At 68.7% G+C, this 24,546-nt stretch carries 19 protein-coding genes and 1 pseudogene; 7 read left to right on the forward strand and 13 right to left on the reverse strand.

Annotated features, from left to right (window positions below):
- Window positions 1-37: 37 nt before the first annotated feature.
- From LGM89_RS23275 to LGM89_RS23290, 4 genes and pseudogenes are all read right to left on the reverse strand, one after another.
- Window positions 38-1,204 carry an iron-containing alcohol dehydrogenase gene (locus tag LGM89_RS23275; protein WP_226274013.1) on the reverse strand — a complete coding sequence of 389 codons (1,167 nt, stop codon included), beginning with the start codon at window positions 1,202-1,204 and terminating at the stop codon, window positions 38-40.
- A gap of 29 nt (window positions 1,205-1,233) precedes the next feature.
- Window positions 1,234-2,727 (reverse strand): NAD-dependent succinate-semialdehyde dehydrogenase, encoded by a 1,494-nt coding sequence (locus LGM89_RS23280; protein ID WP_226274191.1) that lies wholly within the window; start codon window positions 2,725-2,727, stop codon window positions 1,234-1,236.
- 604 nt (window positions 2,728-3,331) lie between these two features.
- Window positions 3,332-4,005, reverse strand: a pseudogene (locus LGM89_RS23285) (pyridoxamine 5'-phosphate oxidase family protein).
- Between the two features lie 33 nt (window positions 4,006-4,038).
- On the reverse strand, window positions 4,039-5,346 hold the full coding sequence (locus LGM89_RS23290) for an NtaA/DmoA family FMN-dependent monooxygenase (RefSeq protein ID WP_226274014.1): 1,308 nt from the start codon (window positions 5,344-5,346) through the stop codon (window positions 4,039-4,041).
- Between the two features lie 326 nt (window positions 5,347-5,672).
- Here LGM89_RS23290 and LGM89_RS23295 point away from each other — a divergent pair, with 326 nt between their 5' ends.
- The 7 genes from LGM89_RS23295 (at window position 5,673) to LGM89_RS23325 (ending at window position 14,143) form a co-directional block, all read left to right on the forward strand.
- Complete coding sequence (locus tag LGM89_RS23295) at window positions 5,673-6,824, forward strand: MsnO8 family LLM class oxidoreductase (protein ID WP_226274015.1); 1,152 nt, start codon at window positions 5,673-5,675, stop codon at window positions 6,822-6,824.
- Entirely contained in the window at window positions 6,821-7,396 is a 576-nt protein-coding gene (locus LGM89_RS23300) for a GNAT family N-acetyltransferase (RefSeq protein ID WP_226274016.1), read from the forward strand. The genes LGM89_RS23295 and LGM89_RS23300 overlap by 4 nt, the downstream gene beginning before the upstream one ends.
- A gap of 92 nt (window positions 7,397-7,488) precedes the next feature.
- The gene (locus LGM89_RS23305; protein WP_226274017.1) at window positions 7,489-9,129 is read left to right on the forward strand and encodes an ABC transporter substrate-binding protein; all 1,641 of its coding nucleotides are present in this window, start codon (window positions 7,489-7,491) and stop codon (window positions 9,127-9,129) included.
- A gap of 53 nt (window positions 9,130-9,182) precedes the next feature.
- Window positions 9,183-10,211, forward strand: a complete 1,029-nt coding sequence (locus LGM89_RS23310) for an ABC transporter permease (protein WP_226274018.1) — start codon at window positions 9,183-9,185, stop codon at window positions 10,209-10,211.
- Between the two features lie 13 nt (window positions 10,212-10,224).
- Complete coding sequence (locus tag LGM89_RS23315; protein ID WP_226274019.1) at window positions 10,225-11,094, forward strand: ABC transporter permease; 870 nt, start codon at window positions 10,225-10,227, stop codon at window positions 11,092-11,094.
- Window positions 11,091-12,779, forward strand: coding sequence for a dipeptide ABC transporter ATP-binding protein (locus LGM89_RS23320; protein ID WP_226274020.1), 1,689 nt, complete (start codon window positions 11,091-11,093; stop codon window positions 12,777-12,779). Before LGM89_RS23315 ends, LGM89_RS23320 begins: the two co-directional genes overlap by 4 nt.
- Before the next feature lie 29 nt (window positions 12,780-12,808).
- The gene (locus tag LGM89_RS23325) at window positions 12,809-14,143 is read left to right on the forward strand and encodes an LLM class flavin-dependent oxidoreductase (RefSeq protein WP_226274021.1); all 1,335 of its coding nucleotides are present in this window, start codon (window positions 12,809-12,811) and stop codon (window positions 14,141-14,143) included.
- A gap of 106 nt (window positions 14,144-14,249) precedes the next feature.
- On the opposite strand, the gene hutC is transcribed toward LGM89_RS23325, so the two are convergent.
- The 9 genes from hutC to LGM89_RS23370 all read right to left on the reverse strand — a co-directional run bounded on the left by hutC (window position 14,250) and on the right by LGM89_RS23370 (window position 24,176).
- Window positions 14,250-15,005 carry a histidine utilization repressor gene (gene hutC / locus LGM89_RS23330; protein ID WP_069250104.1) on the reverse strand — a complete coding sequence of 252 codons (756 nt, stop codon included), beginning with the start codon at window positions 15,003-15,005 and terminating at the stop codon, window positions 14,250-14,252.
- A gap of 56 nt (window positions 15,006-15,061) precedes the next feature.
- Window positions 15,062-16,555 carry an HAL/PAL/TAL family ammonia-lyase gene (locus tag LGM89_RS23335; RefSeq protein WP_226274022.1) on the reverse strand — a complete coding sequence of 498 codons (1,494 nt, stop codon included), beginning with the start codon at window positions 16,553-16,555 and terminating at the stop codon, window positions 15,062-15,064.
- 7 nt (window positions 16,556-16,562) lie between these two features.
- The gene (locus LGM89_RS23340) at window positions 16,563-17,354 is read right to left on the reverse strand and encodes an ABC transporter ATP-binding protein (protein ID WP_089443946.1); all 792 of its coding nucleotides are present in this window, start codon (window positions 17,352-17,354) and stop codon (window positions 16,563-16,565) included.
- Window positions 17,355-17,381: 27 nt separating this feature from the next.
- Window positions 17,382-18,128, reverse strand: coding sequence for an ABC transporter permease (locus LGM89_RS23345; RefSeq protein ID WP_226274023.1), 747 nt, complete (start codon window positions 18,126-18,128; stop codon window positions 17,382-17,384).
- A 10-nt stretch (window positions 18,129-18,138) separates the two neighbouring features.
- Window positions 18,139-18,861 (reverse strand): ABC transporter permease, encoded by a 723-nt coding sequence (locus LGM89_RS23350; RefSeq protein WP_039353368.1) that lies wholly within the window; start codon window positions 18,859-18,861, stop codon window positions 18,139-18,141.
- A gap of 92 nt (window positions 18,862-18,953) precedes the next feature.
- Complete coding sequence (locus tag LGM89_RS23355) at window positions 18,954-19,814, reverse strand: transporter substrate-binding domain-containing protein (RefSeq protein ID WP_039353370.1); 861 nt, start codon at window positions 19,812-19,814, stop codon at window positions 18,954-18,956.
- A 358-nt stretch (window positions 19,815-20,172) separates the two neighbouring features.
- Window positions 20,173-21,306: a TIGR03364 family FAD-dependent oxidoreductase gene (locus LGM89_RS23360; protein ID WP_226274024.1), complete on the reverse strand. Its 1,134-nt coding sequence runs from the start codon at window positions 21,304-21,306 to the stop codon at window positions 20,173-20,175.
- A gap of 265 nt (window positions 21,307-21,571) precedes the next feature.
- Window positions 21,572-23,485 (reverse strand): ATP-dependent zinc metalloprotease FtsH, encoded by a 1,914-nt coding sequence (gene ftsH / locus LGM89_RS23365; protein WP_226274025.1) that lies wholly within the window; start codon window positions 23,483-23,485, stop codon window positions 21,572-21,574.
- A gap of 43 nt (window positions 23,486-23,528) precedes the next feature.
- Window positions 23,529-24,176 (reverse strand): BON domain-containing protein, encoded by a 648-nt coding sequence (locus tag LGM89_RS23370; RefSeq protein WP_089498435.1) that lies wholly within the window; start codon window positions 24,174-24,176, stop codon window positions 23,529-23,531.
- Window positions 24,177-24,546: the final 370 nt, after the last annotated feature.

The raw sequence follows: 24,546 nt of genomic DNA on the forward strand, positions 1-24,546 counted from the left end.
TTAACGTTACGGCGACTGCGGATTGGCCGGCGTCGGTTCAGTAGGCCTGTTCGTACAGGCGCAATGCGTCCGACTCCGTGACGACGACCGGATTGTTCAACAGCAAGCGCTGCTGCTTCATCGCATCGGCCGCGAGGGTCGGCAGGCTCGATTGCGTGACACCCACGTCGCGCAGGCGTCGCGGCGCGCCGGATCGGTCCATCAGGTCTTCCAGGAAGGCAATGAACGCCGCCGTGCGCGCCGTGGCGTCGCCCGTTCCACCCGCGCCGACGACGTCCGCCAGTTCCGCGTAGTGCGACGCCGCCGCGTCGGCGTTGAAACGCAGCACGGGCGCCAGCATCAGCGCGTTGGACAAGCCGTGCGGGATATGGAAATGGCCGCCCAACGGATACGCCAGCGCATGGACCGCGGCCACCGGGGCATTGGCGAACGCTTGCCCCGCCAGCGTGGCGCCCAGCAGCATGGCCTCCCGGGCGCGCCGGTCCGCGCCGTTTTCGCAAGCCGGGATCAGGTTGCTCACCAGCAATCGCAGCGCCTCGCGTGCGAGCGCGTCGGAGAGGGCATTCTTCTTGTGCTTGCTGGTATAGGCCTCGATGGCGTGAACCATCGCGTCGATGCCCGTCGCAGCGGTATGGCTGCGTGGCAGGCCGACCGTCAATTCGGCATCCAGGATCACCTTGTCGGCATACAGCTGACGTGCGACGATGCCCATCTTGGTTGTTTCGTTAACCGAAACGATGGAAATGTTGGTGACTTCCGACCCGGTGCCCGCCGTCGTCGGGATCTGCACCAGCGGCAGGCGCGCACCCTGAACGTTGCCGATTCCGTACATTTCCGCGATCGATTGCCGCGACACGGTGAGCACGGCGGCCAGTTTTGCGATGTCCATCGACGAGCCGCCGCCCAGGCCGATGACGACGTCGGCCTCGGCGCTGCGTGCAAACTCGACGCAGCGCAACACCACGTTTTCCGGCGGGTCGGCCACGACCTCGTCAAACACCGCCACGCGGAATCCCTCGGCCGCCAGCGACGCTTTCGCCGGTTCCAGCACACCGGCCTCGTGCAGCCCGGCGTCGGTCACGATCAGGACATGGCGGCGCTCCGTCCATGCCGCCATCACCTGACCCAGGCGGCGCGCACAACCCCATTCCTGGAGAATGGACGGAACAGTTTCGAAGAGCATCGAATGCGGGAGCATTTCCATTGACGTTTCCTTGATGCGGACGGTGGCCGTTAGACCTGGGTGCACAGGTACTTGATTTCCAGATATTCCTCGATGCCGTAACGGGAACCCTCACGGCCCAGGCCCGACTGCTTGACCCCGCCGAACGGCGCGACCTCGTTGGAAATCACGCCGGTATTCAGGCCGACCATGCCGTACTCGAGTGCCTCGCCCACACGCCAGATGCGGCCGTGGTCGCGTGTATAGAGATAGGCGGCAAGCCCGTACTCGGTGTCGTTGGCCATCGCGATCGCTTCCGCTTCATCCTCGAAGCGGAACACCGGGCCGACGGGCCCGAAGAGTTCCTCGCGCGCGACGCGCATGGCCGGCGTTGCATCGGCAATGACGGTCGGCTCGAAAAACGTGCCGCCAAGCGGATGGCCTTTGCCGCCCGTGACGATGCGCGCGCCCTTGCCGAGCGCATCGTCGATCAGCTGATTCAGGTGGTCGCAGGCGGACTGCTGGATCAGCGGCCCCTGCTGCACCCCCGGTTCGATGCCGTTTCCGACCTTGAGCGCCTGGACTCGCCGCGTGAGCGCGTCGACGAAGCGGTCATGAATGCCGGCCTGGACGAGAAAGCGATTCGCGCACACACAGGTCTGGCCGCTGTTCCGGTACTTCGACGCCATCGCACCTTCAACCGCCGCGTCGAGATCCGCGTCGTCGAACACGATGAAAGGTGCGTTGCCGCCGAGTTCGAGAGACAGTCGCTTGATCGTCGCGGACGACTGGCTCATGAGCACGCGACCGACTTCGGTCGAGCCGGTAAACGAAAGCTTGCGCACGACCGGGCTGGCCGTGAGCACCGCGCCGATCTCGCGCGACGGGCCGCACACCACTTGAAGGACACCGGCGGGAATGCCCGCGCGCTCGGCCAGCACGGCAAGCGCTAGCGCCGTGAGCGGCGTCAGGTCGGCGGGGCGCACGATGATGGAGCAGCCTGCGGCCAGTGCCGGCGCGACCTTGCGCGTGATCATCGCGGCAGGAAAATTCCACGGCGTGATCGCGGCACACACGCCGATCGGCTGACGAATGACGACGATGCGCTTGTCGCCTTGCGGGTGAGGCATGACGTCGCCGTAGACCCGCTTCGCTTCTTCGGCGAACCACTCCACGAAAGAAGCCGCATATATGATTTCGCCGCGGGCCTCCGCCAGCGGCTTGCCCTGCTCCGACGTCATGATCAGCGCGAGATCGTCGGCATTCGCCACGATCAGGTCGTACCAGGCGCGCAGTAGCTTTGCGCGCTCGTGGCTGGCCCGCTTCTGCCAGGCTTGTTGGGCCAGCGCCGAAGAGGTAATGGCTTGCTCGACCGCCGCGGTGTCGAGGCTGGCCACGCGCGCCAGAATGTCGCCCGTGGCCGGATTCGTAACGGGAAACGATCGGCCATCCGTGCCCTCCGCCCATCCCGACGCAAGCCACGCACGCGTCTCCAGCAACGCGCGGTCTCGCAGTTGGGCGCGCAGCGCCGAAGGGTCAATCGCTTGGTTCGTCCTGCTGTGCATTTCGTTCACTAGCACCGTCTCCAGAAATTCTTGTTTTTTCAGCCAGGGCGCTTTCAGCCGATGGGCGAAAGCTGCCCAGGCGTCGATACGCGGACGCCTGCTTCATCTCCCGGGATTTCGCCTGACTTCCGGTGGTCGATGCGCGCCAATTGCCACGCCACCCGGACGCCTTCGCAAAATGTTGCCCACGTCTGGACCATCCGCGATCATGCGGCGGCCGCCAATTGGGGAGGAAACAAACATATGGGTCACTTGACATGGTCATTTGACCATAAACCATTTTCGGCAGCAACTCAGTAGTTGCACGGGCTATCGGCGGTTCGCCGGGAGATGGCCACGCCAGGCTGTGACGGCCAGACAAGGGGATTGCGCGGGACGGGAGATGGCAAGGCGAACCCGACGGATGTTCTTGGCGGCGTAAGGAGCGAAGGCGACACCGCGAGTGTCGGGCAAACAACGGGCATGGTGCAGCGGCTGAAGTAGCCGTTCCCGGCCCCCGCCGCCGGGTCTCATCCGACTTCAGTCGTTCAATGCGATCGCGAAATGCGACGCCCGATCCGGGCGGACGATCCGCACCGATGCGCGCGGATCGCCACTCACGCACTCAGTACAGCCCGGCGACCGTGCGCGCCGGAAGGTCGCGATCGTACGATTCGCCGTCGAACGTACCGCCGCTTAATCGCCGATGCATCGCACCCGCGCTCGGCAACTGGTCACGTTCGATCCGCGTGCCCGAATCCCAGAGCCGCGAACGCACGATCGCCTTCGAGCAATGGAAATAAGCCGCGTCGATGTGGATCAGCACCACCGTGCGCGGCGCCTTCCCGTCGACGGCAAAGCGCGCGAGCAAGCCGGGCTCGGCGCTGATCGTCGCGCGGCCGTTCACGCGCAACGTCTCGCCGACGCCGGGAATCAGGAACAGCAGCGACACGCGCGGATCGGCCACGATATTGCGCAGCGTATCGACCGGTTGTTGCCCGGCCGATCCGGCAGCGCGAGCGTCTTCGGATCGACGATCGACACGAATCCCGCCACATCGCCGCGCGGTGAAACATCGGTGCCCTGCGGCCCGACCGACGACAGCGCGACGAATGGCGACGCGCGCACGAACGCCTGGTAGTCGTCGTTCAGGTGGTCGATTTCCTTCCACAGTGCACGTTCGTGCGGCGTCCCGTAGATGGCCTCGAGTTGCGCGAGCGTCGTGATCTCGTGATTCACATCAGCATCCTTGCGTCGATGTTGCGGCGCGAGGATGAAGCGGAAGCGCCGTCCCGCCATCGTACACGCGCCGCCTGCTCGCCGTTTGGCCGTTCAAGCCGTCGCGGTCTCGCGCTGCAAGGCCGGCAATCCCAGGTTCGTGCGGAAATCGTCGCCGAGGTAATCGGTATCGAGCAGGTTGCGCCGGCGCAATTCGGGCAGCAGCCCGTTGAGCAGCAGGTCCTCCTGGTCGGGCTGCCCGAGCCCGTGCAGCGACAGCACGTCGACGAGCCCCGCGCGATAACGCGCTTCGATCGCATCGGCGAGCTGTTCGGGTGTGCCCGCGACGAACCAGTGGCCGGTTTCCTGGGCGCGGATGATCAGTTCGCGCAACGTCAGGCGCTGCCGCGCATAGCCGACGAAGATCGCGACGCGGCCGCGCCGGCGATGCACGCTGTCGATCGCCGGCAGCAGCGATCCCGGCAACGGCTGGTCGAGCGGCAGGTCGCGCAAGTCGACGCCGCCGCCGAGCATGTCGGCGAGCTTGAGCCGCCCTTGCTCGTAATCGATGCGCTCATGCTTGTCGCGCAGCCGTCGCGCGACGTCGGCGTCGGATTCGCCGATCACCGAATGGAACGAGTTCATCACGAGCGGCAGCCGCCCTGCCCGGCCGAAGGCGGTCGCCTGCCGGTGCAGTTCGCCGACGAACGTGCGCGCATCCTCGAGCGTCGGCTGCGACGTGTAGACGACTTCCGCCAACCGCGCGCCGAGCGTCACGCCGCTCGCCGACTGCCCCGCCTGGAACAGCACGGGACGCCGCTGCGGCGAAGGGGGCACGTTCAACGGCCCCTGCACCTGGAAGTGCGCGCCACGATAATCGATCGGCCCGAGCTTGAGCGGATCGACCGACACGCCACCGCTCGGCGTGCGTCGCACCGCGCCGGGATCGTTCGCGTCGAACAGCGCGTTGACGACTTCGACGAATTCGGCGGCGCGCGCATAGCGCTGCTCCGGGTCCGGCAATGCGGCGTCGCCGAAATTCTCCTCGCCGACCGACGACGTCACCGCGTTCCACGCGGCGCGGCCGCCGCTCACGTGATCGAGCGTGCCGATCAGCCGCGCGAGGTTGTACGGATGGTGATACGTGGTCGACACCGTCGCGACGAGCCCGATCGACGACGTCGCCTGGCTCAGTGCGGCCAGCGCGACGATCGGCTCCTGGCTGCCGGTGCTGCCGGCGAGCCCGGCCGGATCGGCCTGCAACAGGTCGGCCGTGAAGAGGCCGGTGATCTTCTCGGCTTCCGCCTTGCGCGCGAGCGCCGCCGCGCGACGCATGCCTTGCGCGGGATCCGCATCGCCCGGCGCAGCCAGCACGCTCGCGGCACCGACGAGCGTCTTCAGCCGTCTGCGTGTCTCGCTCATGATGCGGCTCCGGCATGCGCGTCAGGTCGGCCGGTTGACATGATTCGCTCGTTCATTCGTATTCCCCACGATTGCGTTCGATCGACGGACCCGCGCCGGCACCATGCTGCCGACGATTGCGCACCGGGGCGTCCGGCGGGGTCCATGCGTGCGCCGCAAGGCGCGCAGCCATCGACCATAACGCAAGCCACCCGGTGGGCCGGAACGAATATTTTCGGCTTTCGATATTCTTCTTGATTGTTTGACCGGGCAAACGGCGTCGAAAAATAATCCGGCATGCCTAACTCGTTGATCGTGCCGCTTCGAACCGCGCCGGTCGCACCCTCATGACGTCCGACGCCCCTCATTCCGCTACCGCGCTACCCGCCCTCCCGTTTCGCCTGAGCGTGCTCGACAAGAGCCCCGTCGCACCGGGCGAAACCGCCGTGGATGCACTCGCGCGCAGCGTGTCGCTCGCCCGCTTCGCCGACGACGCGGGTTATCACCGCTACTGGCTTGCGGAGCATCACAACACGGCCGCGCTCGCGTGCCCGTCGCCGGAAATCCTGATCGCGCATGTGCTCGCCCACACTCGCCGAATTCGTGTCGGATCGGGCGGCGTGATGCTGCAGCACTACAGCCCGTACAAGATCGCCGAGAACTTCAACCTGCTCGCGTCACTTGCACCCGATCGTGTCGATCTCGGCATCGGCAAGGCGCCGGGCGGGCTGCCGTTGTCGACGCGCGCGCTGCAGGCCGGCTACGACCCGGCGCGACGCGCGTCGTTCGCCGAACTCGCCGCCGAGCTGAAGCGCCATCTCGACGGCAACCACACGCCGCCGGGCGACGCGGGGAACGAAGCCGCCACGCTGCACGCGACACCGTTTCCGCCCGTCGCCGCCCAACCGTTCCTGCTCGGCGCGAGCGCCGAAAGCGCCGCGCTGGCCGCCCAGCTCGGCTGGGCGTTCGTCTATGCGTCGCACCTCAACGCAGCCACCGCCGATCTGGAACGGAGCTTCGACGCATACCGCCACGCATCGGGCGGCCGCACGCCGCTGCTCGCCGTATCCGTGATCGTCGCCGCCACGCGCGAAGCGGCCGCGCGACTCACGAGCGGGCATCAGGGCTTTCGCGTGCAGGTGGGCGACACGCCGGCGGTCAACGTCGGCAGTCTCGAACAGGCGCACGCGTACATCCGCCAGGCGGGCGACGGGCCGCATCGGATCGACGCCCGCGAAACGCGGATCGTGCACGGCACGCGCGAGGACGTGCTGCGCGAACTCGACGTGCTGCATCGCCGCCACGGGATCGCGGAATTCGTCGTCGACACGCCGCTTGCCGATGCAGCACCGAGGATTGCGTCGCTGCGGCTGCTGGCCGGTGCGTCGGCTGACGGCAACGACCTGGCGGCGTCACGACGCGCGACCGAAGAAACGCCGCATGCACCGCACACCGCCGCCGTCACCCGTCAACCCGATCTCGAAGGCGCCGCACGATGACCGATACGATCCGCATTGCCGGCGCCGACGACGTGCCGGCCCTTTATGCATTGCTGCAGGACGCGTATGCGCCGCTCGTGCCGCAGGGCGTGCACTTCAACATCATTCGCTCGCCGATCGAGCACGTCGCGCAGACCGTTGCGCGCGAAACGACCTTCGTGCTCGAACGTGCGGACGCCGACGGCCGCCGCGCGCCTGCCGCGACGCTGACCGTGCGGTTCCCGTGGGTATACGGCGAGCGCCCCCGCACGCCGTATCCGTTCCTGCACTGGTTCGCGGTGGCGCCCGCGTTCAAGCGGCAGGGACTCGGCCTCGCCCTGCTCGGCCACGTCGAAGCGCAATTCCTGACCGGACAGGTCAAGGCGCCCGCGACCTATCTCGCGACCGCGACCAATCATCCGTGGCTGCAGCCGTACTACGAGCGGCAAGGCTATGTCGCGTTCGACCGCTCGACGAACACGCTCGGCACGCCGCTCGTCTGGCTGAGAAAGATCCTGATCCCGGATCTCTACCGGGAACCGCCGGCGGCGGATGCCGCTCAGGGCGCCGAGCGTCTTCGCGCCAGCGCATGACGTTCCACGCGCGCCGTTTCGACACCTGTCCCGCACCGCGCTTCGTCGTGCCCCGTTCCACCCGCCATGCCACTTGTAAAGGATTGCCCCGCATGACCTTCGCTTTTCCGGATTCCACGCTCCGCGCGTCGCGCCGCACGGCATCGGCCGCGCTGCTGTTCGCCCTCGCCTTGCCGCCCGCGGCGTTCGCCCAGGGCACGCCCGTCACGGGCGGCACGCTGACCTGGGGCGTCGAATCCGAGCCGCGCACGCTGAATCCGCAATTGAACGGCCAGGACAAGGTCGAGCTGCTGCTGCGCAACGTGTATGAGAGCCTGCTCGCGCGCAAGCCGGACGGCAGCTTCGTGCCGTGGCTCGCGACCGGCTACAAGGTGTCGCCCGACGGCAAGACCTACACGTTCACGCTGCGCGACGGCGTGAAGTTCAGCGACGGCGCGCCGCTCGACGCGCAGGCCGTCGCGCGCAACTTCCTGAACGCACGCAATCCGGCCTATTCGGGCGGCAGCCAGCTCGCGGGGCAGATCCTGCACGTCGCGGACGTGAAGACGCCGGACGCGCGCACGGTCGTGATCACGCTCGACGCGCCGTATGCGCCATTCCTGACCTTTGCCGGCCGGTTCGCGCTGCTGTCGCCGAACGCGTTCGACCGGCCGGGCCTGAAGTCGGGCGGCACCGACGTCGCCGGCACCGGCCCGTTCATCCTGCGCCGCTACGTGAAGGGGCAGGAAATCGAATTCGCGAGGAATCCAGACTATCGCTGGGCGCCGCCGACGGCGGGCCATCAGGGCCCGGCTTACCTCGACCGGATCGTCTACCGGTTCCTGCCGGAATCGTCGGTGCGCACCGGCGCGCTGCTGTCCGGCCAGGTCGACGTGATCGAAGGCGTATCCGGCAACGACGCGGCGTTGATCCGCAAGAACCCGGACTTCACCTACCAGCACGCGCTGAACACCGGCACGCCGTACTCGCTGTTCCTGAACGTCGGCTACGGCCCCACGCAGGACGTGAAGGTGCGCCGCGCGCTGCTCGAAGGGCTCGATACGACCGGCATCGTGCAGTCGATCTATCGCGGCGAGCGCACGCGCGCATGGGGCATCACGTCGCCGATCGACCCGCTCTACGACACGCGCATCGAAAAGACCTACGGCAACAATCCGAAGCTTGCCAACCAGTTGCTCGACGAGGCCGGCTGGCGCGCACGCGACAGCGGCGGCTACCGCACGAAGAACGGCGAACGGCTGACGATCGCGGTGATCCAGGCGCAGGCGACCGTGCGCGACCAGCGCGACGTGCTGCTGCAGGCGCTGCAGGCGCAGGCTCGGCAGCGGCTCGGCGTCGACCTGAAGATCCAGTACGTCGACGACGGCACGTACGTCGAGGCGCGCAAGACCGGCAAGTTCGGCTCGATCGCGAACTCGAACACGCCGCCGGACGGCATCGACATCGAGGGCCACTACCTGCCCGTCGATCGCGGCGGCGCGCTGAACTACAGCCGCGCAGCGGCGCCGGAACTGACGCGCTGGCTGCAGGCGGCCGCGCGCACGCAGAACGTCGCGGAGCGCAAGACGCTGTACGGCGAGCTGCAGCACTTCGCGATCAACGAGCAGGCGTACGCGGTGCCGCTGTACGAACCGGAGGACCAGATCGCCGCCGCGAAGGCCGTCCAGGGCCTGCGCTTCCGCCCGTTCGCGCAGATGCCCGAGAACCCGTACGACGTGTGGGTGAAAAAGTAAGCGAGCCAGCCACATCGGTCCGCCGCGCGCGGCACCGGCAGGAGAAGCCGAGCATGAACCATCCGAGCGCCGTCCCTGTTTCCGTTCAAGACGCCGCGGCGCCCACGCCCGCCGCGCCGCCCGCCTCGTCGCCGGCCACGTGGCGCCGCGTGCTGCGCTCGCCGGTGACGACGCGGCTCGCCACCGGCGTACTGGTGCTGTGGGCCGCGATCACGCTGTCGTTCGCGGCCGTGCACGTCGCGCCCGGCGACATCGTCAGCATCCTGATCGGCGAGCAGCTGAGCACACCGCAGATCGAAGCCGCGATCCGCCGGGAATGGGGGCTCGACGAGCCGCTGCCGCTGCAGTACCTGCACTACCTGTGGCGGGTGCTGCACGGCGACTTCGGCCGCTCGTACATCCTGAACACCGACGTCGCGCCGCTTGTGATCGGCCAGCTGTGGCCGACGCTGAAGCTGACCGGAGCGGCGCTCGTCGTGACGCTCGTGTTCGCGGTCGGCCTCGCGGTGCTGACGGCCGGCCGCCGCTGGGCCGGGCGGGCGGCGTCCGGCGTCGAGCTGCTGCTCGCGTCGACGCCGTCGTTCTGGCTCGGGATCATGCTGCTGTTCGTGTTCAGCTTCACGCTGAAGCTGTTCCCGGTCGCCGGCGATCGCGGCTTCGCGTCGCTCGTGTTGCCGGCGCTGTCGCTCGGGCTCGCGCAGGGCGCGGTGATCGGCCGCGTGCTGCGCCAGGGCATCGAACGCGCGCTCGACGAGCCGTATGCGCTGACGGTGCGCTCGTGGGGCATCGGCGGGCTCGCGCTGCGCGTGCGGCACGCGCTGCGCCACGCGGCGCTGCCCGCCGTCACGCTCGCCGGCTGGCTCGTCGGCGGGCTGCTGAGCGGCGCGGTGATCACCGAGCAGGTGTTCGGCCGGCCCGGCCTCGGCAAGATCACCGTCGACGCGGTGCTGTCGAAGGACATGCCGGTGATCCTCGCGATCGCGATCCTGTCGGCGGCGATCTATGTCGCGCTCAGCACCGCCGTCGACCTGCTCTACCTGCTGATCGACCCCCGCCTGCGCGACCGCCGCGCACGGCATTGAACCGGAGACACCGATGTCCACGCCCCTCGACCTGCCGTGGCGCCCGCGCGCGCCGCTCGGCGCGGCCGGCTGGCTGCGCCGCCATCCGGGCCTCGCGCTCGCGGCCGTCTACCTGCTGCTGAATGCGGCCGCCGTGATCGCCCCCGGCTGGCTCGCGCGCTACGACCCGCTGGCCGCCGATCCGCTGGCCGCGCAGCTCGGCAGCAGTGCCGAACACTGGCTCGGCACCGACCAGCTCGGCCGCGACATCTTTTCGCGGGTCGTCTACGGCGCCCGCTACTCGCTGTCGATCAGCGCGGCGTCGATCGCGGTCGCGACGCTGTTCGGCACCGCGCTCGGGCTGTTCGCGGGCCTCGCGCGCGGCTGGCTCGACGAACTGATCTCGCGCTTTCTCGACGTCGTGTCCGCGTTCCCCGACCTGCTGCTCGCGCTGATGCTGATCTCGTTTACCGGCCCGGGCGCCACGAACCTCGTGTTCGCGCTCGGCGTCGCGTCGGTGCCGCGTTTCGCGCGCGTGGTGCGCGCGCAGACCTTCGTCGTCGCCGGCTCCGGCTACGTCGAGCAGGCACGCACGCTCGGCCTCGCGCCGGCGGTGCTGGTGTGGCGCCACGTACTGCCGCACGCGATCGCGCAGGTGCCGGTGCTCGCGACCGTCGGGCTCGGCACCGCGATCATCGGCGCGTCGGGGCTGAGCTTCCTCGGCATGGGGCCGCAGCCGCCCGCCGCCGAGTGGGGGCTGATGCTCGCCGAGGGCCGCAACTACCTGTACAACGCGTGGTGGATCGCGGTCTGGCCCGGCCTCGCGATCACCGCGGCCGTCGTCGCCGTGAATGCGCTCGGCGGCTACTGGCAGGCTCGCTTCGAACGCCGGGAGACGACATGACGACCTTCGCACCGGCACCGCACGCCGCGCCGCTCGTCCACGTCGAACGCCTGACGATCGGGTTCCGCGGCCCGCGCGGCACGCGCCCCGTCGTCGGGCCGCTCGACCTCGTCGTCCATGCCGGCGAATGCGTCGCGCTCGTCGGCGAGTCGGGTTCCGGCAAGTCGGTCACCGCACGCAGCCTCGTCGGGCTGAACGGCCCGCACGCCGTGGTGGACGCCGAACGCCTCGAGATCGCCGGCACCGATGCGCGCCACCATCGCGAACGCGACTGGCGCGCCATTCGCGGCCGCCGGATCGGCTACGTGCTGCAGGACGCGCTCGTGTCGCTCGATCCGCTGTGGCGCGTGCGCGATCTCGTCGCCGAGGCGCTGCACGATACGCGGCGGCGCGACGTTCACGCGCGCAGCGCCGACCTGCTGCGCTCGGTCGGCATCGACGAGCCCGAACGGCGCTTGCCGCAGTATCCGCACCAGTTGTCGGGCGGCTTGCGGCAGCGCGTGCTGATCGGCACCGCGCTCGCCGGCGGTGCATCGCTGCTGATCGCCGACGAGCCGACCACGGCGCTCGACATGACCGTGCAGCGGCAGATCCTGTCGCTGCTGCGCGCGCGCCGCGAGGCCGGCGATGCGCTGCTGCTGATCAGCCACGATCTCGCGGTCGTCGCCGAACTCGCCGATCGCGTGCTCGTGATGCGGGCCGGCCAGGTCGTCGAACAGGGGCCGGCGCGCGACGTGCTGACCGCGCCCGCGCATCCGTACACGCGCCAGTTGCTCGCCGCGATTCCGACGCCCGCGTCGCGCGGGTTCCGGCTCGCGGCGGATCCGCAGGCCGATGTCGACGCCGCGGCCGCGCGCATCCCGCTGCCGCCCAAGCGGATCGACGCCCGCGTGAAAGTGCTCGCCGTCGACGCGGTGACGAAGCGCTACGGCAGCCACGACGCGCCTGTCGCGGTGGACGGCGTGTCGTTCGTGCTGGCGCGCGGCGAGACGCTCGGGATCGTCGGCGAATCCGGTTCCGGGAAATCGACGATCGCGCGGATCGTGCTCGGCCTGATCGAGCCGGACCACGGCACCGTCACGCTCGACGGCGAACCGTGGAGCGGCGTGCCCGAAGCCGCACGGCGGGCCCGCCGCGCACGGCTGCAACTGATCGCGCAGGACCCGTACAGTTCGTTCGACCCGCGCTATTCGGTCGGCCAGATCATCGGCGAAAGCCTCGACGCGATCGGCGTGCGCGGCGATGCGCGCCGCCGCCGCGTGCTGCAGCTGCTCGACGAAGTGCGGCTCGGCGCCGGCTGCATCGACCGCTATCCGCGCGAATTGTCCGGCGGCCAGCGGCAGCGCGTCGCGATCGCGCGCGCGTTCGCGCCGAATCCGGCGCTGCTCGTCGCGGACGAACCCGTCAGCGCGCTCGACGTGTCGATCCAGGCGCAGGTGCTCGACCTGCTCGCCGACCTGCAGGCCGAGCACGGCACCGCGATGCTGTTCATTTCGCACGATCTCGGCGTCGTGCATCACGTCGCCGACCGGATTCTCGTGATGCGGCGCGGCCGCGTGGTCGAAAGCGGCCCGGTCGGCACGGTGTTCGCCGCGCCGTCGCATCCGTACACCGCGTCGCTGCTCGACGCGCTGCCCACGCTGCCCGACGCGCGCCCGTCGCCCGCGCGCGCCGCGTTCGCATGACACCCGCCCCTCTCTCGTTCCTGCCCGTCATGAGCCAACCGACTTCCGCTACCTCCCGCCCGATCCATCTCGGCGCCATCATCCAGGGCGCGTCCGGCAACCTGTCCGCGTGGCGGCATCCGGACGCGATCGCCGACGCAAGCATCAACGTGAGCTTCGTGCGCGAGCTCGCGCGACAGGCCGAGGCCGCGAAGTTCGACCTGCTGTTCGTCGCCGACGGCCTGCACATCAACGCGAAATCGATCCCGCACTTCCTGAACCGCTTCGAGCCGCTCACGCTGCTGTCGGCGCTCGCGCTCGTCACCGAGCGGATCGGGCTGGTCGGCACGCTGTCGACGTCGTACAGCGATCCGTTCACCGTCGCGCGGCAGTTCTCGAGCCTCGACCACCTGAGCGACGGCCGGGCCGGCTGGAACGTCGTCACGTCGCCGCTCGAAGGCTCGGCGAAGAATTTCTCGCGCGACAGGCACCCGGAGCATGCGCTGCGCTACCGGATCGCATCGGAATTCCTGACCGTGACGAAGGGGCTGTGGGACTCGTGGGAAGACGACGCGTTCGTGCGCGACAAGGCGAGCGGCGTGTTCTTCGATCCGGACAAGCTGCACACGCTGAACCACGCCGGCGAATTCTTCTCGGTCGCCGGGCCGCTGAACATCGGCCGCTCGCGACAGGGGCGCCCGATCCTGTTCCAGGCCGGCGCGTCCGACGACGGCAAGGGGGTCGCGGTCGAGCATGCCGATGCGATCTACACGCGCCAGGAGACGATCCCGCTCGCGCAGGCGTTCTATGCGGACGTGCAGAAGCGGCTCGCGGCGCGCGGCCGGGCACCCGACAGCCTGAAGGTGTTCCAGGGCACGAGCGTGATCGTCGCGGCATCGGCCGCCGACGCGGAGGCGCAGTATCAGGACACGGCGCGGCTCGTGACGATCGGCAACGCGCTCGACTATCTCGGCCGCTACTTCGATCACCACGACTTCACGCAATACGCGCTCGACGCGCCGTTCCCGGATCTCGGCGAACTCGGCGGCAACCAGTTCCGCAGCACCACCGACACGATCAAGCGCGACGCGGCCGAGCGCGGCCTGACGCTGCGCGAGGTCGCGCTCGAGGCGGCCACGCCGCGCCCCGCGTTCGCCGGCACGCCCGAGCAGGTGGCGGACGGGTTGCAGGCGTGGGTCGATGCGCGCGCCACCGATGGCTTCATCGTGCGCGGCGGCACGCCGACGGCGTTCACGGAATTCGCGACGAAGGTCGTGCCGATCCTGCAGGAACGCGGCGTCTACCGGCGCGATTACGAAGGCGCGACGCTGCGCGAGCATCTCGGGCTCGCGTACCCGGTCAACCGGCACGCGCAAGCGGCCTGAATGCCGGCCGCACGGGGCTGGCGCATCGGGCAGCCGGTTGCCCGCCCCGCCCCGACGAACGCCTTCGGGCGAAGACGTCGAACGGCAGCAGCGGCCCGCCCCTTGGCTACACCCGCCCCGCCAGATGAAACCGTGACGCCGGATGCCACAGCTGCACCGACGTCGCGACCTGCCCGCCGACCCACGTGCGCCGCCGCAGCAGCAGGCACGGTTCGCCGATTTCCATCACGAGGTGCCGGCGCACCTGCGCGTCGGGCTTCTGCGCGTAGATGCGGAATTCCGCACGCTGGATCGGCGCGAGTCGCACCATGTAGTGGTTCGGCGTCTCGACCGTGAAATCCTGCTCGAGATACGCGGGAAACAGCGCCGGATTGACGTAGCGATCCTCGAACTGGATCGGCTCGCCCTCCTCGCAATGCACGATGCGCGAATGAAACACCGGCCCCGTGCGCAGCCCGAGCGCTTCGATCGCTTCGGGATCGTCGCTGCTTTCGATCATCAGCACGCGTGCACTGTGCCGATGGCCGCGCTCGGCGATCTCGTCCGCGATGTTGCGGATCTCAAGCACCGTCGATTCGTAATGACGGCGCTCGACGAAGGTGCCCGCCCCCTGGATGCGGGTCAGCACACGCTCGGCGGTCAGCTCGCGCAGCGCACGCGACACCGTCATCCGCGCCACGCCGAACTCCTTGACCAGTTCGGCTTCTGTCGGAATCGCGCCGCCGGGCTTCCAGTCCCCGTTCGCGATCCGCTCGACCACGTAGCGCTTGATCTGCTGGTAGGCCGGCAGCGCGCGTGCCGGCACGTCGTCGCCCGGTACGGCCCCCGGCCGGGCCGCCGTGTATCGTTCCGCTTCGTTCATGCGCCCTCGATCGAATGAAGATGGGATGACCTGCCGACCGTCGCCCCGCCGCTGCGTCACGCCAGCGACGGCGGTATGCCCGCGACGATGGCGGCCGCGCTTGCGATGTCGTCCGCGAGCGGCCGGTCGTCGTGATACGCCGGCACGCGGTCGCGCACGTAACGCCACAGCGCGTCGGTCGGCGCCGCCCGCGACGCTTCGTTCTCCTGCAAATCGTACGCCTGCGCGGCGGCCAGCAACTCGATCGCGAGCACGCGCGTGGTGTTCTCGATGATGTCGAGCGCCTTCAGCGCGGCCGGTGTCGCATGGCACAGGTGATCTTCCTGCAGGCCCGACGTGATGCCGCCGTCGAGGCTCGCGGGCGCGGCGAGCCGCTGGTTCTGCGCCACCAGCGCGACCGCGGTGTACTGCGCGATCATGAACCCGGAACACGTGCCGCCCGGCGCCGCGAGAAATGCCGGCAGCCCGCTCACGAGCGGATTGACGAGCCGGTCGAGCCGCCGCTCGGCAATCGCCGCGACCTGCGCCATCGCGGCCGCAAGGCTGTCCATCGCGAGCGCGATGCCCGCGCCGACCGCATGCGCCTGCGAATGGACGGCCGGCGCGTCCCGGGTGCCCGCGACGATCGGATTGTCGGTCACGGACGCGAGCTCGCGGTCGACGACTTCCGCCGTGACCGCCAGCACGTCGCGCGCCGCGCCGTGCACGTGCGGAATCGTACGCAGGCTGAGCGGATCCTGCGTATGTCGCCCGTTCGCCGCGGCGAGCATCGCGCTGTCGGCAAGCATCGCGCGCAAACGCGCGCCGACGTGCCCGATGCCGGGCGAAATGCGCAGCGCCAGCGAGGCCGGATCGAACGCGGCGAGCTGGCCGCCGAGATTCTCGAAGCTCGTCGCCGCGATCCAGTCGGCCCAGTCGAGCAGCCGCTCCGCGCGCGCGAGCGCGAGCGCGGCGAGCCCCGTCACGCACGGCGTGCCGTTGACGAGGCTCAGCCCCTCCTTGGCGCCGAGCGCCAGCGGCTCGCGGCCGATGCGGCGCAACGCTTCGTCGCCGCGCACGCGTTCGCCGCGATGACGCGCGTGGCCGTGCCCGATACAGACGAGCGCGACGTGCGCCATGTGGGTCAGGTAGCCGACCGAACCGTGCGCCGGCACTTCCGGCAGGCAATCGTGCTCGAGCAGCGCGACCAGCTGGTCGACGATGTCGGCCCGCACGCCGGAATGCCCGTGCGCGTAGTTGTTGATCGCGGCCGCGATGATCGCGCGCGTTTCCGCCGCCCCGAGCGGCGCGCCGACGCCGACCGCGTGGCTCATCAGGATGTTGCGCGACAGCGTACCCTGCTGCGCGGGCGACACGATCACGTCGCATAGCGCACCGACGCCCGTGTTGACGCCATACGCGCGAATGCCGCGCGCGACGATTGCGTCGACGAGTTCGCGCGCCGCGACGACACGCTCGCGCGCCTCATCAGTCAACGCGAGCGGCGCGCCGGCCGCCACCGCCGCGATCTGCCGCCAGTCGAGCGGCCGGGCCGAACGGAATACGGTCATGGCGGCCTCAGTTCGCGGCACGGTCATGATGGCTCGACACGAACTGGCGGAAGCGTTCGGAGCACTGGCCGCCGAACAGTTCGCCAGGCGTCCCGTCCGCATCGACCTCGCCCTGATGCAGGAACATCACGCGATTCGACACGTGCCGCGCGAAGCCCATTTCGTGCGTGACGACCAGCATCGTGCGCCCTTCCTCCGCGAGCGAGCGCATCACGCGCAGCACCTCGCCGACCAGCTCCGGATCGAGCGCGGAAGTCGGTTCGTCGAACAGCATCACCTTCGGGTGCATCGCGAGCGCCCGCGCGATCGCGACCCGCTGCTGCTGGCCGCCCGACAGATGGGCCGGATAGTAGCCGCGCTTGTCCGCGAGGCCGACGCGCGCGAGCAGCGCCTCGGCTTCCTCGACCGCTTCCGCGCGACTGCGCTTCTGCACGCGCAGCGGCCCTTCGACGAGATTGTCGAGCACGGTCATGTGCGACCACAGGTTGAAGTTCTGGAACACCATCCCGAGCTGCGAGCGGATGCGGTCGACCTGGCGCCGGTCACCCGGATGCAGCTTGCCGTCGCGCGCACGCTTCATCTTCAGTTCCTCGCCGGCGAGCGCGACCGAGCCGTCGTCGGGCGTTTCGAGCAGGTTCAGGCAGCGCAGGAAGGTGCTCTTGCCCGAGCCGCTCGCACCGAGGATCGAGATGACGTCGCCTTCGTGCGCGTCGAGCGAAATGCCCTTCAGCACGTGGTGATCGCCGAACGACTTGTGGATGTTCCTGACCGACAGGGCGACGGGAGCAGCAGAGTTCATCGATTTCTCCTGGAAGGAAGGACGCGGTCAGGATGCGACACGTCGCGCATTGCGTGCGTCGGCCACGGGGGCGCCGGACGACTTCGGCGCGCGCAGGTGGCCCGACAGCCGCCATTCGAGCGCGCCGAGCAGGCGGACGACGATGAAGTTCAGGCCCAGGTAGATGAGGGCCGCACACACGAACACCTCGGTCGTCCGGTAGGTTTGCTGGATGATCTGCTGCGCGACGCCCGTCACCTCCCACACGGTCACGAGGCTGGCGAGCGCGGTCGACTTCACCAGCAGCACGGCTTCGGTCGAATACGCGGGCAGGCACTGACGCAGCGCGATCGGGCCGATCACGCGGCGCAGCAGCGCGAAGCCCGACAGCCCGATCGAATAGCCGGCCTCGATCTGCCCGACCGGCACGGCCATCAGCCCGCCGCGCAGGATCTCGGCCGTGTAGCCGGCCGTACACAGCGCGAGCGACAGCACCGCGCACACGTACGGCTCGCGCAGCAGCGGCCACATGAAGCTCTCGCGGATCACGCCGAACTGGCCGAGCCCGTAGTACACGAGAAACATCTGGATCAGCAGCGGCGAGCCGCGAAACACGAGGATGTACGCACGCGCGAAGCGGTTCGGCAGCCAGCGCGGCGACACGCGCATCGTGACGATCACGAGCGACAGCAGGCCGCCGAGCACGAGCGACGCGAAGAACAGCCCAAGCGTGGTCGGTACCGCCGCGAGCAGCTGGCGCAGCGTGTCGAACAGGAAATCGAAATCGAGTGACATGGGCGCTCCGTCAGTTGCGTGCGAAGTTGCGGCGGAACGACCGGCCGACGATCGCTTCCGCCCGGTTGAACACGCGGTTCGACAGCCCCGTCATGACCAGGTAGAGCGCGCCGCCCGCGACGAAGAACACGAAATACTGATGCGTCGAATTCGCCGCGATCTGGCTCGTGCGCAGCAGCTCGGCGAGCCCGGTGACCGAGATCAGCGCCGAATCCTTCAGGCTCAACTGCCACACGTTGCCGATGCCGGGCAACGCGAAGCGCAGGACCTGCGGAATCAGGATGCGCCGCAGCACCATGCTGCGCGGCATGCCGATCGAGCGCGCCGCTTCGAGCTCGCCCTTCGACACCGCGAGCACGGCCGCGCGATACACCTCGGCCTGGTACGCGCCGGAAATCATCCCCACCGCGAGCGCGCCGATCACGAACGGCGGCACGCCGATGAAGCCTTCCGCGCCGAACCACTGGCCCACGGCCGTGACGAGCGTCGAGCCGCCGAAATAGAACAGGTAGATGACGAGCAGTTCGGGCACGCCGCGAAACACCGTCGTGTACAGGTCGCCGAGCAGGCGGGCGCTGCGATAGCGCGACAGCTTCGCGGCCGCGATGCCCGCGCCGATCACGGCGCCGACCGCGAGCGCGGCAAGCGTCAGCGCAACCGTCATCAGTGCGGCGAGCAGCAGCACGCCGCCCCAGCCTTCGGTTCCGAAGCCCAGCATTTCAAGGATCGCCATGCGTGCCTCCCGGCAAGCGTTGATAGGATCGGCAGGATGCGCGCCGCCGCGCGCGGCTCATGCCGCTTGCGCGGCGGCGGCCGGACGTGCGCTTACGGCGTGACGTCGGTCTTGAACCACTTGTCGGCGAGCTTCTTCACGGTACCGTCCGCGAGTGCGGCGCCGATCGCCGTATCGAACTTCGTCTTCAGGTCGGCATCCTGCTTGCGGAACGCGAGCCCTTCGCCCGGCCCCCAGATCGGGCCGCCGAGCTTCGGGCCCGCGAGCACGATCGATGCGGTGTCCTTCTTCGTGTTGTTCGCCGCGTAGTACGTGACATCGTCGAACGACGCGTCGATGCGGCCGGCGACGAGGTCGAGATCGCGCTCGGGCGAGGTCTTGTACACGCGGATCGACGCGATGTCCTTGAAGCTGTCGTTGATGAACTTCGTGTAGACGGTGCCCGACTGGATGCCGATCGTCTTGCCCTTCAGCTGCTTGCGCAGCGCGTCGACGGTCGATTTGTCGGCATTCGCGTCGCCCGACAGCTTGACGATCGGCGCGCCCGGCGCCGCCTTCGGCAGGATCTTCGTATCGGTGACGGCGAACGTCGCGGGCGTGGCCGCATAAGGACGCGAGAACAGCAGGATCTTCTCGCGCTCCGGCGTGATCGAGATCGCATCCATCAGGACGTCGAACTTGCCGGCCTGCAGCCCCGGGATCATCCCGTCCCAGTCCTGCGCGACCATGTTGCACTGCACCTTGATCCGCTCGCACACGTTGGCGAGCAGCTCGGGCTCGAAGCCGCCGAGCTTGCCGCCCGGCAACGTGAGGTTCCACGGCGCGTAGCCGCCCTCGAGCGCCACCGTCACCGTCTTCCATTCCTTCGCCTGCACCGGCGCGGAAAGCGTGGCCGCTGCCGCCGCGATGATGCCGATCGTCCTGACTGCCCACTTGATGCGCTTGCCGTTCACGAGTTTTCTCCTTGCGTTGAAGATCGTCATCCCTTCGGTCATGCAAGCGGCCTCAGGAATTTGTCTATACAAGCATGCAAGAAGAAAAATGGAGCGACAAGCGTTGATCAAAAAAAACCGGTAAAACGCGGGAAATCCCCTAATTCCGGGGCTCTGACGTGCGTCGCGGTGGTGATTCCCGGCACGAACATGGTGCATTTCATCTGATCTTTCGATCAGGATGACTAGACAAATTCGTGATTCGAATGTTTCGCTAAACACGCTAAAACCGCCAATCGAATCCCGCGGTCATGCCGGCAGGCGATCGCTCGCGCGCCTCCCGCGAACCCGGCGACTGCGTGACGCGCATGCCCCGCCCTCACCACGCCGCAAACACGTCCTGCGCGATCCCGAAGCCCGTGCTCATCCCGGCACCGCTCGTCACGACAACGACGCGCGTGGCGTCATCCGGCGCTTCAATGACGCAATCGGCACCGGCTGCCGACGGGTAGCTGCCGGTCCAGCGTTCGACGATGTCCAGTTCCGGCGCATCGAGCGTCTCGTGCAGCAGGCGCAGGATCTGCTCATCGATTTCCTGCGTCGCGAACGGCAGCGGTGCGGCGCCGTATTCGTGCGAATCGCCCACCACGAGGCTGCCGTCGGCGCTCTGCACCGCGATCAGGTGGATGCCGTAACCGAGGCACACGGGTTCCTCCGCCTTCAGGCGCGTGCGCAATGCGTCGGCAGCGGGCAGCGCCGCGAAACCCGCGTAACGCAGCAGGCTCAGGTCGCTCATCACCGCGGCGCGCAGTGTCAGCGGGCGGCGCGGCCGCACGCGCAGCATCTGCAACTGGCACAGCCGCACCGCGTGCCGCGCGAACCAGTCGCCGACCAAGTGACGGCTGTCCGCATTGCCGCAGACGATCACGCGCTCCGCGTGCAACACGCCGCGCGACGTACGCACGGCCGGCGTGCGTACCTCGTGCACCATCTCGCCGTAACGAAACGCCACGCCGAAGCGTTCCGCCAGCCAGGACGCGAGCAACGGGATAGCGGTACGCGGCTCGATGCGCAGTTCATGCGGGCTGTGCAGCACGCCCTGTGCGCCATCCAGCCGCAGTTCCGGCGCGACGGCCTTTGCCTCGCCGGGCATCATGACGCGGCAGCCGTCCGCCATGCCGGTCTGCATGAACGCGTCGATCAGATGCATCGCCTCGGGGCGACGCGCAATCAGGTGGAGGCCGTTGTGAAGCACGTCGATGCCGGCTTGCGGCGCGACGTCCGCCCAGACCGCGCGGCTCGCCCGCGCACGTCGCCAGCTGTGTTCGGCGTGCTGCCCGGTGACGGTGACGAAGCCGAAATTGCGGATCGACGCGCCCACGCACGCGGCATCACGTTCGATCACGCAGACGCGCAGCCCCTTGAGCGCCGCCGTATAAGCATGGGCGAGGCCGACGATGCCGGCGCCGACGATGACCACGTCATAAGCGTCTGCTGCTGCGATGGCGTTCACGATTGCACGTTCCTTCTATCGAGATGACATGCGCCGCCCGTTCGGGGCGAGCGTATCGGTTGCTGCTTGCCGCGTCCCATGGACGTATTCCCGTGTGCGACGCGAACCGGCCGGCTCGCGTCGGTCGTTACCGGGACCGGCGCGCGATTCCGCACTATCGTGACGCGGGATGACATTCGGATGAAAAACCACAAAAAGGCATGACTTGGCAAATTTTGCCACTTGACGACACGACGATCGCCGGTGGACGGTCGCCGGTGGCGGATCAGGCCGACGTGTCCGTCACCGCTACCGGCTCCGCATCGGCTCGCGCCGGCTCGGGCGCCGCGCCGCAATCATCCGGCGGCATCATGAGCGCCACCAACGTGTCGTGATCGATCGACTCGTGCTGCAGCAGGCACCGCGCGATCCGTTCGAGCGCGTCACGATGCTCGCCGAGCGTCGCCGCGACCCGCACGTGCGCGTCTTCGAGCAGCGCGCGCACTTCCTCGTCGATCAACTGCGCGGTGTGTTCGCTGCACCGGCCGTCACCCGGCGTCCACACACCGGGCGAACCGCCCTGCTGGGTCGCGTCGTCGAGCGTCGCAAGCCCGAGCTTCGCGCTCATCCCGTACTGCATGACCATGTGCCGCGCCAGCGCAGTGGCACGCTCCAGATCGTTCTGCGCGCCAGTCGACACGTCGCCGAACGCGATCTCCTCGGCCACCCGGCCGCCGAGCAGCACGTCGAGCCGGTCGAGCAGCTCGCTCCGGCGCAGCACGTAGCGATCCTCGGTCGGCACCTGCTGCGTGTAGCCGAGCGCCGCGATGCCGCGCGGGATGATCGACACCTTCTTCACCGGATCGCAATGCACGCGGCTTTGCGCGACGAGCGCGTGCCCGGCTTCGTGGTACGCGATGGTCCGCTTTTCCTCGTCGTTCATCACGCGGCTCTTGCGCTCCATGCCCGTCATCGCGCGGTCGATCGCTTCGTCGAAGTCGGCCATGCCGATCGCTTGCTTGCCGAGTTCGGCCGCATGCAGCGCGGCCTCGTTGACGACGTTCGCGAGATCCGCGCCGACGAAGCCCGGCGTGCGCTGCGCCAGCTCGGCGAGGTCGACTTCCGGGGCCAGCTTCACGCGCTTCGTGTGCACGGCCAGGATCTGCTTGCGGCCATTCAGGTCGGGCCGGTCGATCGCGATGTGGCGGTCGAAGCGCCCGGGCCGCAGCAGCGCGGGATCGAGGATCTCGGGCCGGTTCGTCGCGGCCATGATGATCACGCCGGAATTGGCCTGGAAGCCGTCCATCTCGACGAGCAACTGGTTCAGCGTCTGCTCGCGCTCGTCGTTGCCGGACATCAGGCCGACGCCGCGCGCCTTGCCGAGCGCATCGAGTTCGTCGATGAACACGATGCACGGCGCCTTCTGCTGCGCCTGTTCGAACAGGTCACGCACGCGCGCCGCGCCCACGCCGACGAACATCTCGACGAACGCCGAGCCGCTGATCGTGAAGAACGGCACGGCCGCCTCGCCGGCCACAGCGCGCGCGAGCAGCGTCTTGCCGGTGCCCGGCGCGCCGACGATCAGCACGCCTTTCGGGATCTTGCCGCCAAGCCGCTGGTAGCGTTCGGGGTTGCGCAGGAACGCGACGATCTGCTGCAGCTCGGCCTTCGCCTCGTCGATGCCGGCGATGTCGTCGAACGTGATGCCGGTTTCCTGCTGCACGTACACGCGCGCCTGGCTTTTGCCCATGCCGCTCAGGTCACGGACACCGCCCGGCCGGCGCATCATGAAGCTCCAGAACGTCACGAGGACGATCACCGGCAATAGCCATCCGGCAAGCGTCTCGAGCCAGCCCGAATCCGGCGCGCCGCGATAGCGGATGCCGGCGGCCGTGAGGTCGGTGACGAGACGGTCGTCGGAAACCCGGTTCGTCGTGAAGCGCCACGGCGGGCCCGCCTTCTTCACGGCGGCCGCGTCGGATGCCGGCAAGTTCGCACCGGCCTGCGGCATGCGCAGCACGCCCGAAATCGACGACGGGCCGATGTCCAGATCGTCGACGAGCCGCGCGTCGACCAGGCGGTGAAAATCGCTGTACGAGATCGACGTCGTGGCCGGCTGGGCCATCAGCAGCTGATATGCCACCAGCACGGCAAACGCGAACGGGATCAGCAGCGCGGAGTAATCGAATGATTTTTTCATGGCGTCGAACCGGCACCGCGGGCGCGGGCCTGCTCATGCATCGTCATGCAACGGTCAGCCGGTCGACGACCTCGCGCACGCCCCTGACCGACGCGGCCGCACCGCACGCGGCGCGCCTTTCGGCGAGCGACGCGACCTTGCCCGTCAACGTGACGATGCCGTCGTCGGCGGCAATCGAGATCCCGGCGGATTCACGCTGCGCGCGACGCGCCAGCGCTTCGGCGATCCGGGTGCCGACGTCCGGCACCGTGTGGTCCGTTCGCACCCGGATGCGATTCGCGACGCCGACGACGCCGATCATCCGGCTGACCATCTTTTCCGCCGCCCGACTCTGGTATGCATGATCGACTTCGCCGTCGAGCGTCACGCAACCGTGGTCGACCTCGACGCGAATCCGGTGATCGCGCAGCGCCTCCTGCCAGCCGAGCGCGAACGTGATCGCGATCGCCAGCTCCTGATCCGCGCACGCGTTCGCGGGCGGCGTGACGTTCAGTTCGAGCACGAGCGCGCGCGCACCCTCGACATGCAGCGCCGTTTTCTGCGCCTCGAGCTTCTGGGCCCAGCTGTCGACCGTGCCGCGCAACGTCACGACCCGGTCGCGTACGTCGACGTCGATCCGTCGCGCGTCGATCGCCGGATTCCAGAACAGCGCCTGCTCGACGTCCTGCTTGAGTGCTGCATCGGACTTCATGTCGGTCTCCCGTCACCCCGTACCGGTCGCGACATTCGCGATCGGCGATGGGGCTGCACCGGCTTCAGCATCGCGCACGACGGCGGCAGTGGCTTGACGAGGATCAACCAACGACGTGCTGGCGGCCGTGGCCGCCGGGTGCGCGAATGCCGGATGCGTCCGTTGATGCAGATCAACCGCGCGGCAAAGCGCGACACGATCATGACGCCGGACGCGGCGAAACCCGCGACAACCCGCGCGTGACAGCGCGACGTTCCCCGCGCTGACCGCCGGCCTCGCGTTCCCGTGCTGCTGATGACCCTCGCACTCGGCGGCCGGAGCGACGCGTGCCGACACGCGCCGGTGCCGCCGTCCTGCCCAGGCGTTGATT

The sequence above is a fragment of the Burkholderia sp. AU31624 genome (assembly GCF_020420065.1).
Taxonomy (GTDB): domain Bacteria; phylum Pseudomonadota; class Gammaproteobacteria; order Burkholderiales; family Burkholderiaceae; genus Burkholderia.

Coding starts and splice junctions, on each gene's coding strand:
- LGM89_RS23280 (WP_226274191.1), bottom strand. CDS start 2,727: ATGCACAGCAGGACGAACCAAGCGATTGACCCTTCGGCGCTGCGCGCC.
- LGM89_RS23290 (WP_226274014.1), bottom strand. CDS start 5,346: ATGAGCGAGACACGCAGACGGCTGAAGACGCTCGTCGGTGCCGCGAGC.
- LGM89_RS23345 (WP_226274023.1), bottom strand. CDS start 18,128: ATGTCACTCGATTTCGATTTCCTGTTCGACACGCTGCGCCAGCTGCTC.
- LGM89_RS23275 (WP_226274013.1), bottom strand. CDS start 1,204: ATGGAAATGCTCCCGCATTCGATGCTCTTCGAAACTGTTCCGTCCATT.
- LGM89_RS23300 (WP_226274016.1), top strand. CDS start 6,821: ATGACCGATACGATCCGCATTGCCGGCGCCGACGACGTGCCGGCCCTT.
- LGM89_RS23335 (WP_226274022.1), bottom strand. CDS start 16,555: ATGACCGTATTCCGTTCGGCCCGGCCGCTCGACTGGCGGCAGATCGCG.
- LGM89_RS23340 (WP_089443946.1), bottom strand. CDS start 17,354: ATGAACTCTGCTGCTCCCGTCGCCCTGTCGGTCAGGAACATCCACAAG.
- LGM89_RS23320 (WP_226274020.1), top strand. CDS start 11,091: ATGACGACCTTCGCACCGGCACCGCACGCCGCGCCGCTCGTCCACGTC.
- LGM89_RS23295 (WP_226274015.1), top strand. CDS start 5,673: ATGACGTCCGACGCCCCTCATTCCGCTACCGCGCTACCCGCCCTCCCG.
- LGM89_RS23315 (WP_226274019.1), top strand. CDS start 10,225: ATGTCCACGCCCCTCGACCTGCCGTGGCGCCCGCGCGCGCCGCTCGGC.
- LGM89_RS23370 (WP_089498435.1), bottom strand. CDS start 24,176: ATGAAGTCCGATGCAGCACTCAAGCAGGACGTCGAGCAGGCGCTGTTC.
- LGM89_RS23310 (WP_226274018.1), top strand. CDS start 9,183: ATGAACCATCCGAGCGCCGTCCCTGTTTCCGTTCAAGACGCCGCGGCG.
- LGM89_RS23305 (WP_226274017.1), top strand. CDS start 7,489: ATGACCTTCGCTTTTCCGGATTCCACGCTCCGCGCGTCGCGCCGCACG.
- LGM89_RS23350 (WP_039353368.1), bottom strand. CDS start 18,861: ATGGCGATCCTTGAAATGCTGGGCTTCGGAACCGAAGGCTGGGGCGGC.
- LGM89_RS23325 (WP_226274021.1), top strand. CDS start 12,809: ATGAGCCAACCGACTTCCGCTACCTCCCGCCCGATCCATCTCGGCGCC.
- hutC (WP_069250104.1), bottom strand. CDS start 15,005: ATGAACGAAGCGGAACGATACACGGCGGCCCGGCCGGGGGCCGTACCG.
- ftsH (WP_226274025.1), bottom strand. CDS start 23,485: ATGAAAAAATCATTCGATTACTCCGCGCTGCTGATCCCGTTCGCGTTT.